At 44.2% G+C, this 15514-nt stretch carries 15 protein-coding genes and 1 tRNA gene; 13 read left to right on the plus strand and 3 right to left on the minus strand.

Translation table 11 applies throughout. From position 1 onward, the window contains the following. Positions 1-156 precede the first annotated feature (156 nt). From MYF79_RS20105 to MYF79_RS20120, 4 genes are all read left to right on the plus strand, one after another. Positions 157-465, plus strand: coding sequence for an SDR family NAD(P)-dependent oxidoreductase (locus tag MYF79_RS20105; protein ID WP_247815094.1), 309 nt, complete (start codon positions 157-159; stop codon positions 463-465). Beyond that, positions 386-1507, plus strand: a complete 1122-nt coding sequence (locus MYF79_RS20110; protein WP_247809463.1) for a hypothetical protein — start codon at positions 386-388, stop codon at positions 1505-1507. The genes MYF79_RS20105 and MYF79_RS20110 overlap by 80 nt, the downstream gene beginning before the upstream one ends. A gap of 18 nt (positions 1508-1525) precedes the next feature. Then, positions 1526-1792, plus strand: a complete 267-nt coding sequence (locus MYF79_RS20115) for a zinc ribbon domain-containing protein (protein WP_247809465.1) — start codon at positions 1526-1528, stop codon at positions 1790-1792. A gap of 145 nt (positions 1793-1937) precedes the next feature. Then, complete coding sequence (locus MYF79_RS20120) at positions 1938-3011, plus strand: YbhN family protein (protein WP_247809467.1); 1074 nt, start codon at positions 1938-1940, stop codon at positions 3009-3011. A gap of 4 nt (positions 3012-3015) precedes the next feature. Here the strand turns inward: MYF79_RS20120 and mgtA are convergent, their stop codons facing one another. After that, a complete protein-coding gene (mgtA, locus tag MYF79_RS20125; RefSeq protein ID WP_247809469.1) occupies positions 3016-5544 on the minus strand; it encodes a magnesium-translocating P-type ATPase in 2529 nt (842 codons plus the stop codon). Positions 5545-5801: 257 nt separating this feature from the next. On the opposite strand from mgtA, the gene MYF79_RS20130 reads away from it, so the two are divergent. The 3 genes from MYF79_RS20130 (at position 5802) to MYF79_RS20140 (ending at position 7536) form a co-directional block, all read left to right on the plus strand. Continuing rightward, the gene (locus MYF79_RS20130; protein WP_247809470.1) at positions 5802-5981 is read left to right on the plus strand and encodes a hypothetical protein; all 180 of its coding nucleotides are present in this window, start codon (positions 5802-5804) and stop codon (positions 5979-5981) included. 63 nt (positions 5982-6044) lie between these two features. Beyond that, positions 6045-6542 carry an AAA family ATPase gene (locus tag MYF79_RS20135; RefSeq protein WP_247809471.1) on the plus strand — a complete coding sequence of 166 codons (498 nt, stop codon included), beginning with the start codon at positions 6045-6047 and terminating at the stop codon, positions 6540-6542. Beyond that, positions 6529-7536, plus strand: a complete 1008-nt coding sequence (locus tag MYF79_RS20140) for a hypothetical protein (RefSeq protein WP_247809473.1) — start codon at positions 6529-6531, stop codon at positions 7534-7536. The genes MYF79_RS20135 and MYF79_RS20140 overlap by 14 nt, the downstream gene beginning before the upstream one ends. Here MYF79_RS20140 and cysQ read toward each other — a convergent pair. Then, positions 7533-8303 carry a 3'(2'),5'-bisphosphate nucleotidase CysQ gene (gene cysQ, locus MYF79_RS20145; RefSeq protein WP_247809475.1) on the minus strand — a complete coding sequence of 257 codons (771 nt, stop codon included), beginning with the start codon at positions 8301-8303 and terminating at the stop codon, positions 7533-7535. The two genes, MYF79_RS20140 and cysQ, sit on opposite strands and share 4 nt — an antisense overlap. Before the next feature lie 29 nt (positions 8304-8332). Continuing rightward, a complete protein-coding gene (locus MYF79_RS20150; protein WP_247809477.1) occupies positions 8333-9178 on the minus strand; it encodes a universal stress protein in 846 nt (281 codons plus the stop codon). Between the two features lie 203 nt (positions 9179-9381). On the opposite strand from MYF79_RS20150, the gene MYF79_RS20155 reads away from it, so the two are divergent. From MYF79_RS20155 to MYF79_RS20180, 6 genes are all read left to right on the plus strand, one after another. Continuing rightward, positions 9382-9465 (plus strand) — tRNA-Leu (locus tag MYF79_RS20155). 671 nt (positions 9466-10136) lie between these two features. Further along, positions 10137-10829, plus strand: a complete 693-nt coding sequence (locus tag MYF79_RS20160; protein WP_247809479.1) for a hypothetical protein — start codon at positions 10137-10139, stop codon at positions 10827-10829. 312 nt (positions 10830-11141) lie between these two features. Then, positions 11142-12050: a helix-turn-helix domain-containing protein gene (locus MYF79_RS20165; protein ID WP_247809481.1), complete on the plus strand. Its 909-nt coding sequence runs from the start codon at positions 11142-11144 to the stop codon at positions 12048-12050. A gap of 70 nt (positions 12051-12120) precedes the next feature. After that, the gene (locus MYF79_RS20170; RefSeq protein ID WP_247809482.1) at positions 12121-12528 is read left to right on the plus strand and encodes a VOC family protein; all 408 of its coding nucleotides are present in this window, start codon (positions 12121-12123) and stop codon (positions 12526-12528) included. 4 nt (positions 12529-12532) lie between these two features. Further along, positions 12533-13156: a YdeI/OmpD-associated family protein gene (locus MYF79_RS20175; protein ID WP_247809484.1), complete on the plus strand. Its 624-nt coding sequence runs from the start codon at positions 12533-12535 to the stop codon at positions 13154-13156. A gap of 369 nt (positions 13157-13525) precedes the next feature. Continuing rightward, on the plus strand, positions 13526-15406 hold the full coding sequence (locus tag MYF79_RS20180) for an amidohydrolase (protein WP_247809486.1): 1881 nt from the start codon (positions 13526-13528) through the stop codon (positions 15404-15406). Positions 15407-15514 lie beyond the last annotated feature (108 nt).

Below are 15514 nucleotides of genomic sequence, written 5' to 3' on the forward strand. Positions count from 1 at the left end.
ATCAGACAACCACAAAGTATGCAATCTCATAAAGCGCATCAACTGACCCTTATTACCATTTACATTGACGCCAGTCATTGACTGCGAATTTTCATAGCAATAAATTTGATATCATTAAGCGTTACGGCTGTTCATCACGACTCTCTGCCGGATACATTGTCCCCTTCACATCATAAAATAAACTCTCATGGGAAGATTTTTAATGGACAAGTCGCTTTAGTAACAGGCGGCAGCTTTGGTATAGGCCATGCAACCGCGGTTGCCTTTGCGAAGAGGGGCGCCAGTGTGGTTGTAGCAGACTTAATTGAGGAGACGACAGCGATCCAAGGGTCGCAAACTATACTTATCTGCTCATGTTTTACCTCACCATTATCAATCAAACGTTATGCTAAAAGACGAATTGAGTATCATGCAACAAAAGGCGACAAGAGCACCTTATGTGACGATCATAGTATCGTTCCATGAAACGCCTCCATTGGACAAAAAGGCTGCGTTGCTGCTGTCGGAGAAAGCTATCCGGGAAGCAGACGAATTCCTGCAGAAGATGTACCCGAAAGAGGCGACGTCCCTGCTTGAATCACTACGGGCCTTGTTGGACGACTTTGACCAGCATTATGATTTAACCGTTGAAGGACTTGGTTTCTATGTTTCTCCAGGCTATAGCCGACTGGTCAAGTTCTTTTTCCCTGTGCAAAAAAAGGTTGATATCGGAGATGCATTTTCCATGCGGGAACTATTGTATCTGGAGCATTACGCCACCAAATACATGTTGGTGCACCTGAATGAAAAATCGTTCCATTGTTACAAGGGGCGTCTCAGCAGTTTGGAGGAAATAAATGATGGTACATTCCCATGGCTTTTCCGTGACAATTATGAATACAACCAACCAGCAAGGGCCGGTTCTTACTCCGGGCAGGCAGTTGTGCAGGGAGTTGAAGGGGACAAATCCACTAACGAAGCCAATCGCCTGAAAACCTTCTACCGGGAGGCGGATGAGTTGCTGTCTGCGCATCTGCAAGACATGCCACTGGTAGTAGTGGGGCCTGAAAAGGACATTTCGCGGTTCCAGGAAGTCTCTGCTCATCAGAAAAACATTGTAGCTACTGTTAAAGGCAATTACTCGAATGTTCCTCAAAAAGAGTTGGAAACCCGCGCCTGGCCGGTTGTAAGATCATGGATAGATGAAAGCCAGCAATCATATATGTTACAGCTGATGGAGGAGGAATGGCAACATCATGCGGTAGATGGCATGAGAGATGTCTGGAACGCCGTCAATGAAGGCCGCGGTTACAGGCTGATAGTCGAGAAAGACTATACCTGCCCGGCTTTCATCGATGATAAAACCGGTAAACTGCATCTCAGAAGCACTAAAAAGCCGCATCAGATTATCATTGACGCGGTTGACGAGGTATTGAGACTGGCGGTCGAAAAAGGCGGGGATATTGTGTTTGTTAACAATGGTACGCTTGATAATCATGGTCACATTTCTCTTATCACCAGGTATTAGACATATAAAACAACTATTATGGCTTCTACAAATTTCTGCCAGAGCTGCAGCATGCCAATTGATGACCCGGCAATGGCCGGTACTGAAAAAAATGGCGCTCCCAGCAAGGAGTATTGTAAATATTGTTATCAGCAAGGCGCATTTACCACACCAAATATGACGCTCGACGAGATGCGTACTGTCGTTAAGACCGAAATGGAAAAGCGGCATATCGGGCAGGAGATCATTAACCTGGCCGTTAATACGCTTCCCAACCTGAAGCGCTGGCGCAATAGCAATAATTGACAGGCGCCGGGCCTGGTATGATACCGCGCTGATAGCAGGGCATTACTTTTGAGGTGGAGATCCGAACCCTCTGGCGACGGTTTCTCCGGAAAGGACCTCTTCATTAGTCTGGCGAAACCGCGGCAGATACTAAACTCGTTTGTAAATGTCGGTTGAAAACAACGATGATAACTCTCTTCCGGGGAAAGGGAAAATGCGCGGTGCATACTGGTGGTCTTCGGCTATTCTCATAGTACTCATTGTACTCATTGTCCATTATTTCCCCGAGATCAGAAAAGAACTGAAGCTGCTGAAGAAGGTAAATGGCTATTGGCTGTCGCTGGCCATTCTCTCGCAACTTATGACCTATTTCCTGAATGCGATGGTCTATTTTTTCCTGCTCAGGAATCTTGGGCAGGAACGGTTGCCCGGTATTTGGGCGCTTATCAGAGCGTCCGTTATTTCCCTATTCTTTGACCAGGTAATGCCGAGCGCCGGGATCAGCGGCAAAACATACATATTCAGTTTTCTCGGGCGCTTCAATATTGCGGCAACAAAAGTAATTACATTGATCGTTGCTGAACTGCTTACATTTTATGTTACGCTTGAAATACTGATAATATTCCTGTTGACATCTACCATCTTTTATGACAGGATCCCTTACTTATTTAAGGGCATTTTGCCCGCAGGAATGCTTGCATACCTGGTAATTGGCGGCGTCATCATCTTCGCCGGCAGAAAGAAATTCTTTGACGCTCTTTACAGAAGGCTGGGCAGGGTAAAGTTTGCCAGGAGAATCCTTGAAAAAGCATCAAGAAAAATGCAACAACAGGCCGGCTCGGGTGAGGTACAGCTGACCGCTTTCCTCGAAAACAATAAAAGGAATGTGTTCTACGCATTTCTTGCACAGCTGTTTGTGATTGTAGCAGATGCGTTAACAATTCTTGCCCTGTTCAGAGGATTAGGGGCGCCCGCCTCCGCTTTTAATGTATTGTTATGCTTCATATGCACCAAGATCGTCTCAACGTTGCCCATATCTCCCGGTTCATTGGTACTTTATGAAAGCAGCATGACATTTTTCTTTACGAGCCTGGGACTGCCGCTGGGCGCCAGTGTTATTGTTACGCTCCTTTACCGGCTTTTATCGTTCTGGTTACCGATGCCGGCTGGTTTTATTCTTTACAGAAGCTGGCTTAAGGCAAAGCCCGGTAAAAGGCAGGTGTCTCATATAGAGAGATAGGGTCTCAGCCTTTTTGTGCTGACCGTTTAAAAAACCACCGTTTTAGCCACTCCCCTGTTATGACATAAGTCAGCAGCAGCAATATGATAGCGATCACCTGCCTGGTATGGGCGATAGAGAGCCCCAGGATATCAGCAAACGGAGACAGCGGCAGCACTACGGCCATCAGCACAGCAATGCTGCTGGTTATTACCAGCAATTTCCCCGGTTTACTTTTTAAAATGAATTTACGTGTCCGGACAATAAAGATGATGAGGATCTCGGTAATAACGGATTCCATGAACCATCCCGTCTGAAACGGGGACTCGGATAGCCGGAAGTGGAAATAAAGTATATAAAAGGTGGCAAGATCAAAAAGCGAGCTATGCAAACCATAGGTGATCATAAAATTCCTGATCAGGTTCAGATTCCATTGTCCTGGCATTGTAAGTTGGTCTTCATCGACACGGTCAGCCGCAATGGTCAGGAAAGGGAAGTCCGTAATAAGATTAGTGAGCAGGATCTGCTTTGGCAACATCGGCAGAAAGGGTAGGAACAAGGAAGCACAGGCCACGCTAAGCATATTCCCAAAAGTGGCGCCGGTGGTTATAAAGATATATTTCATGGAGTTGGCAAACGATCTCCTGCCCTCGTACACTCCTTCAGCCAGCACTGCCAGATCTTTCTCCAGGAACACGAAATCGGCCGCTTCTTTCGCCACATCGACGGCGTTGTTGGTAGAGATCCCTATATCCGCAGCATTGATCGCTGCCACGTCATTAATTCCATCTCCAAGGTAAGCCACAGTAAAATGCGATTTCTGCAGGGCTTTAACGATGCGCTCCTTCTGATGAGGTTCTGTTTCGGAGAATACATCAGTTTGTTTCGCCTTTATCACCAATGCCTCGGGCGACAGTTTGTCCAGATCTTCACCGATAAGCACTACCGGGTTTTTCATACCGATCTTTTGAGCGGCATGGAGAGCAGCATAGCGATTATCGCCGGTGATGATCTTAATGCCAATGTGCATTTTCTCCAGCTTCTCAATAGACGCCTGAGCGCTTTCTTTCAATGGGTCTTCCAGCAGGATATATCCGACGAAGGTCATTTGCTGTTCGTCCCGCCGGTTTATCTTTTCATTTTCCAGCTGTTTGACGGCCAGCCCCAGTACCCTGCAACCATCCTCGCTGTAGGCAATGAACCGCTTTTCTATTTCATCGCGGATATCCGCGGAAATCGGCTCTGTATCTCCGTTCTTTGAGCGAACACTGGTACAGACTTCCAATACATTAGTGAATGCGCCCTTAGTAATAAAGATCCGTTGTTGTTCATTACGAACAGCCACGCTAAGGCGTTTCCGGATGAAGTCGTAAGGTATTTCGTTAATCTTTTCGTACCCGTTTAAAGAGAGATTGAGCGAAACGATCGCCTTATCGAGCGGGTTCGGAAACCCATTCTGCAGATAGGCGTTCAACCACGCATAAAGCCTGATCTCATTGCTGGCAATACCATATGCATCTACAATGTCTTTTACTTTCACATTCCCTTCAGTAATGGTGCCGGTCTTGTCAGTACATAAGACGTTCATTTCCCCAAAGTTGAAGATAGAAGAGAGTTTTTTTACAATTACCTTTTTCTTCATCATACGGCGTGCGCCGGCAGACATCGCAAATGTCATGATAGCCGGCAGCAGTTCCGGAGCCATGCCTACAGCCAGAGCAAGGGAGAACAGGACTGCATCGAACAGCGGTTTCTTGAAATATAGATTCGCTATAAGAATAACCAATGCAAGGATGATCGTGATCCGCAACAGAAAGAAGCCAAATCGCCTGATCCCTTTTTCAAAGGCGGTTTCGGGTGTTTGTGTGAGGCTGTGCGCCATCTGGCCGAAGAGGGTCTGGCTACCTGTATTTACAACGAGGGCCCGGGCGGTGCCGCTTACAACGTTCGTACCCTGCCATAAGCAATTGTGTTTCCTGGCCAGGGGAAGCGTTGCGTCCACTTCGCCGGGAGCTTTTTCAACAGGATAAGATTCCCCTGTCAAAGTACTTTCATTGACATGCAGTTCATCACTCTCGACGACCCTGCAGTCGGCGGGGATAATGTCCCCCGCGGCCAGTTTCAGGACATCGCCTGCAACGATCCCGGCTGTAGCGACTTCTACGGTGCTGCCGTTGCGAAGCACAGTATGCTTCATTTCAATCATCTTTTTCAGCCTGTCAAAAGCGCGGCCGGCGTTGACTTCCTGCCAGAAGCCAAGCAGTCCTGTGACGAGGAGTATAAACAGAATGATATATGCGTCGGACGATTCTCCAAGGATAGCGGATAACAATACGGCCACCACCAGGAGCAGAACGAGGGGATTAAAAAACTGCCGGAAAAGCAGTTTCAGCTCCTTTTTAAACTGGCTTTCGGTCCTGAATAGTTTATCCTGCCGCTTTAGTCTTTCAGCAGCTTCTCCTGTTGTCAGGCCGTCTTTAGCGCACTTCAGCTGCGTATACAATTGTTCAACGGGCACGGCGGAGAACTGCCTGCTTCCAACTTCAGTTAACATAAACCCGGCAGAAATTGATTTCTGAATTTCCGGTGACTAAGTTAGTTTCCGGGCCGCATTTAAAAGATGAGGCATATCAACGGGAGCGGTGACTGCTATCAATCGTGCGTACTGATGTATGTGTTGTTCCAATAATGGCAACAGCGAACTTATCTGCGTGTTCATGCCTATTGTTTCCGGTGATGTACATCAACACCGCTGGTGATGATTCTCACTATATTTGACGGCCGAATGTGCTTTCTTTGACTTAAAAAGTTATGGGAAAAGAAATAACACCCGTGCAGCCTCCGGATATTCCGCAACCCGGAAACCCTGAAATAATTCCCGGAACGATACCGGACCAACCGGCATCGCCGGGCAAGCCGGAAATTGCACCTGTAAGAGATCCTAACATACCAACGGCTCCGCCGGAAATACCTGGTGGCGGTCCTGCCTGACTATTAATAATGCACATTTGATGCTATCAGCAAATTCCTTTTACTTCGGGAAATGTTACACCTATGGTTATTATCACTACAGGGCTACCAGGCTCGGGAAAGAGTTACTTTGCTGAACGTCTGGCAAAGGCCATTGATGCGGAATATGTGAATACCGACCGGCTCAGAAAAACAATGCTCAGCACAAGGACCTACTCGACGCAGGAAAAGCAGGCCGTATATGATGAGATGCTAAGAAAAATGCAGCGCGCCATTCAGGAGAAAAGGGATATCGTGCTGGATGGCACCTTTTACAAAAAGGACATCAGAAGAAAATTCATACAGGAAGCAAAGGATGGGCTTATCTTTATTGAAGTACAGGCTCCGGAAGCATTGATACAGGAGAGATTACAACAAACGAGAGCAGACAGCGAAGCCGACTATAAAGTTTATCAAATCGTAAAGGCACAATGGGAGCCTTTGGAAGAAGAACACCTGGTATTACAGTCAACCGACAAAAACATAACAGGTATGCTACAAACGGCAATTGATTACCTGCATCCGAAAGATGACAAAAAATGAAATTGACAAGCTGATTGAGCAACAGTATGCATTGCGCCAAATGAGGCCCGAGCTCATTGAAACCCATATATCATGGGTTTTGATAGATGAGCGTTACGTATATAAAATTAAAAAACCGATCACCTATTCCTTCCTCGACTTCTCCACCCTTCAAAAGCGTAAATATTACTGTGAAAGGGAGGTTTCACTCAATAAAAGGCTTACTGAGGGTATATACCTGGATGTAGTACCTGTGATGTTACATTCCGGATCTTACTCCATTGGTCACCAGGAAGGTGATATCATTGATTTTGCTGTAAGAATGCAGAAGGTGGACAGAAACCGGCAGATGGATGTATTGCTGTCGAAAAATGAGGTCACAGATGATGATATTCGCCTGCTGGCGGAAAAGGTTGCTGCCTTTCACAGAAAAACAGACATCATTTATGAAAAGAATGTGATGGAAATCCAACAGGAATTTAATGACCTTGGAACAGTGAAGCCTTTTTTAAAAGACAACCTTGATACACGTTATTGCGACATGATTGATAAGGCGATCAGCATCTGCGATAGATTCCTGGAGAAAAGCGATGCATTATTGCCGGACAGACTGAACAAAGGATTGTACAGGGATTGTCACGGTGACCTGCATACGAGAAATATCTTCCTGTTATCCACACCTCAGCCTTTTGACTGCGTTGAATTCAACGATCATTTCCGGCAGATCGATGTATTGAATGAGGTCGCCTTTTTATCTATGGACCTTGATGCTTCCGGCAGGCAGGACCTGTCGGATCTTTTCATTACATGCTACAATAGGATTTTTCCATCTATGGGTACACCCGAAGAAGCGCAGTTATTCCTCTATTATAAAAGCTACCGCGCAAATGTCAGAGCAAAAGTTAATAGTCTAAGGGCCAGCAGTACTCCCGATAATACCGTCAAAAAAGACTGCCTGAGGCAAACCGAAAGGTATTTGGGATTGATGGACCAATATATCAGTCAGCTGGCCTAAAATGCGGCAAAGAAGGGATTTTTCAGTTCCTCTTTATTATATTCCAGTTCTGACTGCAGATCCATCTGATACACTCCCCTACCCGATGCGTTTAAAATAGCATGGGCAGCAGCCGTATCCCACTCCATGGTTGGCCCTAACCGTGGATAGATATCGGCTTTACCTTCCAGCAATAACATAAATTTAAGAGAGCTCCCCATCGTTGTATCCCTGACATTGGAAAACTGCGAGAGGAACTTATTTGTTTCGGGCGACAAGTGGGACCTGGAGACCACGGCGGTTATTTCCCGCATATCCAGCAGGTCATTCATATGGCGTCTCTGAGGTAACCGGGTAAAGTCTACTTTATTATCCCCTTCGTATTTGTAAACTCCTGTATCTTCACTACCCAGGTATAAAAGATCCCTGGTGGGTACATAAATAGCCCCCGCTACTGGTTTATTCCTTAGCATCAGGGCGATATTTATGGTGAATTCACCATTCCTATTGATGAACTCTTTTGTACCATCCAGGGGGTCTATCAGCCAGAAATAGTCCCAGTGTTTTCGTACCTGGTAGTCAATATTCCTGCCTTCTTCCGACAATACCGGCAGCCTGCTGGTTTTAAGTCGCCTGGTGATGATGTCGTGTGAAAGCCTGTCGGCCGTCGTTACCGGCGTTTCATCCTCCTTCATTTCAACGTGAAATCCGGAAGAGTTATACACTTCCAGGACGGCTTTGCCCGCTTCGATCGCCGCATTTTCGGCTAGTTCCAATAGTTCTTTCAAGGAAAAGATATTTACTGATATAAAACAACTTACGCAGGTAAGGCCAGCAATGGGACTGAGGTATGATAACTCATTCGTTTTGTCTGGCTGGGATGGAATAACCGGCTCCAGATACCCTCCTCCTTTTGATAATTGATCATCACCAATATGTCTATTTCTTTCTCCTCTATGAATTTCTGAAGCGTTTCACCAAAATCCGGCCCGTAAAGGTGTGAAACAGGCAGCGTCTCTTCCGGATACTGGCGTTGCAGTAGTTTTTCATATTGGGGAATATTACGGAAATGCTCCACAGCAGCAGCAGTCTTTTCAGTCTCGCCTGTAAATACAGTCACCTGTAAACGGGCCATGTACAGATCTGCCAGCTCAAAAACGTAATTCAGTATATCTGGTTCTTTCTCAAAATGATTTGTTGCCAAAAGCATCTTTTCCGGCTTCCTCCACTCATATCCGTGAGGTACCGCCATAACCGGCACGTCTGTACTGCCGATAATAGCAGCGGTAGTACTGCCCCAGAGCTTCTCCTTGAGCCAACTGGCCCCCATGGTACCCATTACGATAAGGTCAACATCAACAACACCAACAGCTTCCCTTACAGCGTCTTTTACTGTGCCTTTAAATAGTTTGGTACATACGGTCACCTGTTCAGTTGCCTCGATGCTGGTTTTGATATCCTGCAGCTTTTTACTGGCATCATCGAGTAGTGAATTATTAAACTCTTTCTCCACGCCTATATAGTCCGTGTAGAGATTTGACTGTACATCAAAAGCATGGAGCAAAATAATTTCTGCCGGCAATATTTTCGCGGACTGTACTGCAAAATTAACGGCGTTGTTCGCACAGTCAGAAAAATCAGTAAGTGCTAATATTGTTTTCATATCGTTGGATTTACAGGATGTAAAGGTAGGCATATCGCCGGTTTTGAAACGGTGACGGTGATCAAGGGAATACAGATTTCTGTCATATGTATTGTGGCCGGAGAATGGATTTTAGCATTTATTGAGGCGGGGGTATAAAAAATATTTGGTATTTTAAATAAATTAGCTACATTTGCAACCCGCAACTGAAGGACAGTTGCTTTGCCCAGATGGCGGAACTGGTAGACGCGCTAGACTCAAAATCTTGTTTCGGCAACGGAGTGCAGGTTCGATTCCTGTTCTGGGCACTTACTTTAGAAAGCTTCGAATTTTCGGAGCTTTCCTTATTTTCAGCCCTTCTCAAGCCTCTTGCCAAATCTGCATATCAGGGCAATTACCTTTCTAAATGGTATGGTTGGATATGAATTATTTTCAAAAAGAGTTTTTCGGCCAATATCAAAGAGGACAATAGTGTTCAATCTGTCTGCTTAAAATCGAAATAATAGCCAATCCTGTAGTCATTCTAAAGTCGATAATGTCAAAGGAATCACTTTTCATGTTAAAAAGGAGATTTGAGGCAAGCATGACGATCTTCTATCTATATTACACAGATATTTGAATACTAGAACGAGTACCACCAAAATCGACGAAGAACCAGCATCTCCGGAATACACACGCAGAACGATTTTATCATTTTCATTCGGTTAATTTTATATAATTAAGTTTGCAATAAAATAATTCACCACCCCTAGACATTACTAAAAAGCGAAAACAAAAAAAACTAAATCTATGAAGTTGATGTTCCTTAATAAGTCTACGCCAGCCGAGCTTCAAATGTTGAAATATTATTTAATCGAAATGTCGTAAAGAGTGGGCATCGTTACCTGGTGCCGGCTACGGGCAAAATGAAAAAATAATAAGTCCGAAACGTTTGAAATAATTCAAATTAAAACCCACATCAAACAAAATCATAATAATTATGGGAGTAGAATGGGATCTTGGATGCTTAAAATGTAAAAGGCAAATTTGGCTTGGCTCACAGAAACCATTCAAATGGAAAGGTTTTCAAATTAAAGATGAAGATGTTAAACGATTTTTATCTCTGCACTCGCAGTGTCACAACAATATGAATGGAAATTTCCTGTTAACAAATGACGGAACGATTGATATTCCCTGGTATAGTGATGATACCAGATTAGAATGGGAAGAAGATATTTTGTCAAGAACTTTTTGTTATGACTCCTGGAATAATGAAGGCGGCCTTACTTGTCCAGGTTGTGGAAAAAAGATTGAGAGTGATGAAGAACGCCGAAAGCAGAACGGCAACTTAACGAAGGGCTCCTTTTTATGGTTTTGCAATGATGCCTGCTTCGATAGTTATGTTATATATAATAGAAACGAAAGGGAGAATTTCATTTACGATTCCACAAATGACCAGGTAAAACCAGCAACGGGAACAGCTTTTAAAGTTTGTTGCACCAAGTGTAAAACGTTTGTTGTAATAGACAATTTAAAAGACGCAGCTGAAATGACAAGAGACTTTGAATATTTAGCATTATTCTTATGTGACCATATAGGACATGACCACTTGTTAATGGTAAATTTTGAAAATGATAATATACTTTGGGAGGAAACAAAATATAGGGACCAGTGGAAAGAATATGAATATTGAAAAGCATTCTTACCTGTAATACTGACACCCCCCGGCTTATAACCATTGGAGTAAATATGCTGCAAGCTGAGAGCTTTGTTAAACATATACCGGGATATTTTACTCCGTCTTCCTTCTTCAAAAAGAGAGTTTCGCGATTTTCTTCCAGCACAGTCTGTCCATTGGCGTGAATCAAGGTTGTACCTTTTGAAGATGTTTGTGCAAATCGTTGCATTATTATCATGGTATTGCGTTCGGTAGCTTTCTTCCTGATTTCCCTAACATACAGCTCATATAATATAATTATATTAGCCAACCCTTTCGTGGTTATTTATGAAAAAGACAAAAATGAGTATTCCTTACTATACAGAAATCAATGATTTTCTTGCGTCCATACCGTGGCCAGCGGGGACGGTCAATCGCGATTTTTTCTGTCTTCGGCTAAAACCTGTCCCCGGACAAGTATCTGTATACCGACCGCCTTTCAAGCGTTCTTTTTATTTCTTTGCGTTATTTTATAATTCAGGGAAAATTCAAGTGAACTTCGGTGACAAAATCATCTATAATCCCGATTCCTATCTTGTTTTCCATTCTCCCAACCTCATTTATAGCTTTGCGCATAACAACGCGCTGGAAGGTTATATCATTTATTTCAAACCTGAGGCTTTTTCTTTCTTTAAACCTGATTTTCAAAAACAGTTTCCGCTGTTCGATCCTCTACATACTAACCTATTTAATTTTGGTCATACAACGTTCGATCAGTTAGCCCCTCATTTCGAGGCCGTATTCACAGCTTATGAGCAATCAGACAAGGACCAGCATTTAGAAGCACGATTGAAGTTGCTGGGATTGTTCTGCTATCTGGAGCAGTTTGCCAACGACTACCAAAAAAACAACCAGGCGCCGACAGCCCAGCAAGAGCTGCTGCGCAAATTCATCCAGCTGATCGAAAATCATTATGTTGACAAACGCACAGTTCAAGAATACGCAGACATGCTATCCGTCACATCAAACCATCTCTCTCAAGTCGTCAAATCTGTATCTGGAAAGAACGCGCTGAGTTTTATTTCTGGCCGCTTAGCAAGTGAAGCGAAATCGTTGCTGCTGTATACCAATTCAGAAATTTCGCAGATTGCCTATCAGCTTAACTTTTCCGATCCTGCAAACTTCGGCCGTTTTTTTAAGCAACATACCGGTATGACGCCATCAGCATTCCGCGGAAATCAAACTTTAGGAAATTGACTGAAAAAACCAAGATTTTGACAAGTATAGATTGGTCGATTGCGGTTTCTTTGCAACCAAATTCAATTCTATGCCAAGCAAAGTATTTATCAATCTGCCAGTGAAGGACCTGCAAAGGTCGATGACTTTTTTCAAAAACTTAGGATTTTCATTTAATCCACAATTCACTGATGAGAAAGCCGGCTGTATGGTTGTAAGTGATAGTATATTTGTCATGTTGCTCACGGAGACCTATTTTAAATCCTTTATCGATACTCAGGTATGTGATGCTAACCTGGAAACCGAAGTGCTCATTGCTCTCGATGCTGAATCATCAGACGAAGTAAAAGCATTTGTAAGCAAAGCGGAGTCGCTCGGTGCAAAGATTTATGCAGAACCTAAAGATCATGGTTTTATGTATCAGCACAGCTTTGCTGACCTGGATGGGCATAAATGGGAACTGGCGTATGTCAATATGAGTCAACTTTCACAATCTTAACCCGATGAATCAACAGTCATTTGTAGAGAGTTATATTGCTGAGGCAGAGGATTTCGCCAAACCAGTCCTAAATCATTGGCGCAATCTCGTAAAGGCTGCATGTCCCGATGTTATCGAGGTGATCAAATGGGGCATTCCTCATTTCGAATATTGCGGCAGTAATCTCTGTGTGATGGCCTCCTATAAGGCGCATTGTGCTTTTACTTTCATGAACGCGGAGTTTATGAGTGACCCACGTCTAAAGGATGGCAAGAAATCCAAGCCCATTAAACGGTTTTTAGGCAAAATTACGAAGCTCAGCGATTTGCCTGCTGATAACGAGTTTATCGCCATGCTGCGCGAAGCAATGCGGCTAAACGAAAATGGCATCAAGGTAATGCGGGAAAAACCAGTGACTGAAAAATCTAAAACACTTGATGTCCCTGACTACCTCGAAGCGGCTTTAGCCTTGCATCCGAAAGCAAAGGCAATATTTGAAACCAAGTCTAATTCCTTTCGCAAGGAATACATTATTTGGATAACTGATGCCAAAACCGATGAAACCAGGAATAAAAGGATAAGTGAAGCGGTAGAATGGATTGGAGAAGGGAAAAGCCGATTCTGGAAACATAAGAAAGCGGATAAGTAGAAGTTTAATCTTCCTGCATATTCTGGCTTGAATTTGGCCCCTTCTTGATTCTATCACAACATAGCATCGAAGATGCAAATGATAAAACAGCAAATCAAAGCAATAATCCGATTCATTATTTCCATTTTATATTGGCGTCCGCCAATGCAAAGCCTTTCCCAAGCGCTAACATGGAGCCCATAATTCTTCGTGTAAGCGCCTGGGTTTTTAAACTGCGGCTGATAGTTTATGGCTTACTGGCAAGCGGGCATCGAAGTATATAGTAGCTATAATTTAACAAAGGTCAATAAATGTGCGGTGAACAAAAATTCTAATTCCGTGTTATATCCCATGTGCTTTTGAAGTAAAATAACCAAACCCTCAAATCGTATGGAACACCACCATCACCACGGATGCGCACATTGTGCGTGTAGCAATCCCATTTTGAATATATTGAAAGATCAGCTCTTTACTCCTGAAAATTTCGCAAAGCTCCCAAAACAAAAGACATTTAAAAAAGAAGAACAGACTCAACCATTCATGGTCACCGGTGGCATTATCCGTCCTATGATCAATGGAGCCGTTGAATCTATAGGTGCTATTGGCTTTGCAGAAGGCGTCGTGGTTAAGACAGGCACCAAAGAGGAAGTAGCCGCATTTATGGATGATGCCTACCCCGGGTATGCCAGCAGGATACTCGAAGAGGGCCAAACCTTACTGCCGGGTCTGATTGAACCACACATTCATCTCGTTCCTACAGCTATGCTAATGGGCTGGACAAACCTGGATGCATTTGAAGGCCAGGTACTGAAACCCGACTACAACATTGACACCCTTGGCAAAATTATTGCTAAAGAGGCTAAAAAACTGGCCAGCCTGGATCCTACGTTATGGTTCCTGGGTTCAGGCCTTGATCCGGCGCTGATGCCTCTATTAAAAAATAATAAAGAGCTGTTAACGATAGACATCGACCTGCTGGACAGCATTACCACAGATGCGCCGGTGTGCATTATCGCTGCATCTATGCACACCTTGTATGTAAATACAAAAGCACTGTGGCTGATCTGGAATTTCCCGGGCAACATTGACCTCTTAAACACCTACTCGTCCTTCAATGACTACAAAGAGCAGACAAAGGGGCAGTTACAGGAAAGCGCTGGAATGACACCTGCATTGAAAGCCATTCCACCATCGCAGAAAGCAGACTTTTTCCTGAAATCATTCCTCTATTTAAAACAGATCTTTGACACTGCTAATTCCAGAGGTGTCACCTTCATGCATGATGCGGGCATGAATAAAGGGCAGCAGGAAATACTGGAAGCATATCTGGCGGTGAACAAGGGAACAGTTCGTATCGGCGCAGCCGAAGTATGTAATTCGATGGATGACCTGAGCAAAATAAAGGATTTCCCTGTTCCACCAACGGTATACAAAGACATCTACAAGAGTCATGTGAAAGTAATCACTGATGGTTCTAACCAGGGATTGACAGGGTATCAGTCCGACCCATATTTATGTAATCCTGCTCACAACTATGGTGTGTACAATTTCGCAGACAAGTACGATGATAAGCCGTTGATTCCTCCGAAGGACTTCCGGCAGCTGATGCAGGAGATTGTAAAGGTTAAACAATGGCCGGTGATGATCCATGCGAATGGAGATCGTGCCGTTCAATTTGCGATAGACGCATTTAAGGAATTTATTCCTGATCCTTCGTCAGGCGTGCGACACAGAATAGAACATTGCTCCTTAGCAACACAGCAAAACCTGATAGACATGAAAAATCTGGGGGTCTCTCCAAGTTTCCTGATCGGGCACGTGGGTTACTGGGGATATGCTTTCCAGGAGGCGATCTTTGGGGAGAAATCAAACATGCTGGATCTCTGTAACAGTGCGCTGCAACAGGGTATGCGGATCACTTTGCATAGTGATAATTCTGTAAGTCCGCTGGGACCATTGAGAATGATGGAGCAGTCTATCACAAGGAAAATGGAGGCGAATGACGAAGCAGGCGTATTGAATGGAGCAGAATGTATCACGCACGAACAGGCACTGAGGGCTATTACCTACGATGCTGCATGGCAATGTTATGCAGAGCAGTGGACAGGATCGCTGAAGGCTGGTAACTTTGCGGACTTTGTCGTACTGGCGCAGGATCCACTGACGATGAAGAACCCATTTATGAATATGCGAAATATCGAGGTGGTGGAAACCTGGGTAGCGGGAGTGAAAGTGTATAGTACGGTGCTGGAAGAAGCAGGTATGGTATGATAAAAGAAAGGAAATATAAAACAGCCTAATTGGGCTATACGGCGGAATACAGTTTGTTAACAATCAATACCAACTGGTTCGGGAACATTCCGTCACTGAGCAGGTAAA

Source organism: Chitinophaga filiformis, assembly GCF_023100805.1.
GTDB classification, from domain to species: domain Bacteria; phylum Bacteroidota; class Bacteroidia; order Chitinophagales; family Chitinophagaceae; genus Chitinophaga; species Chitinophaga filiformis_B.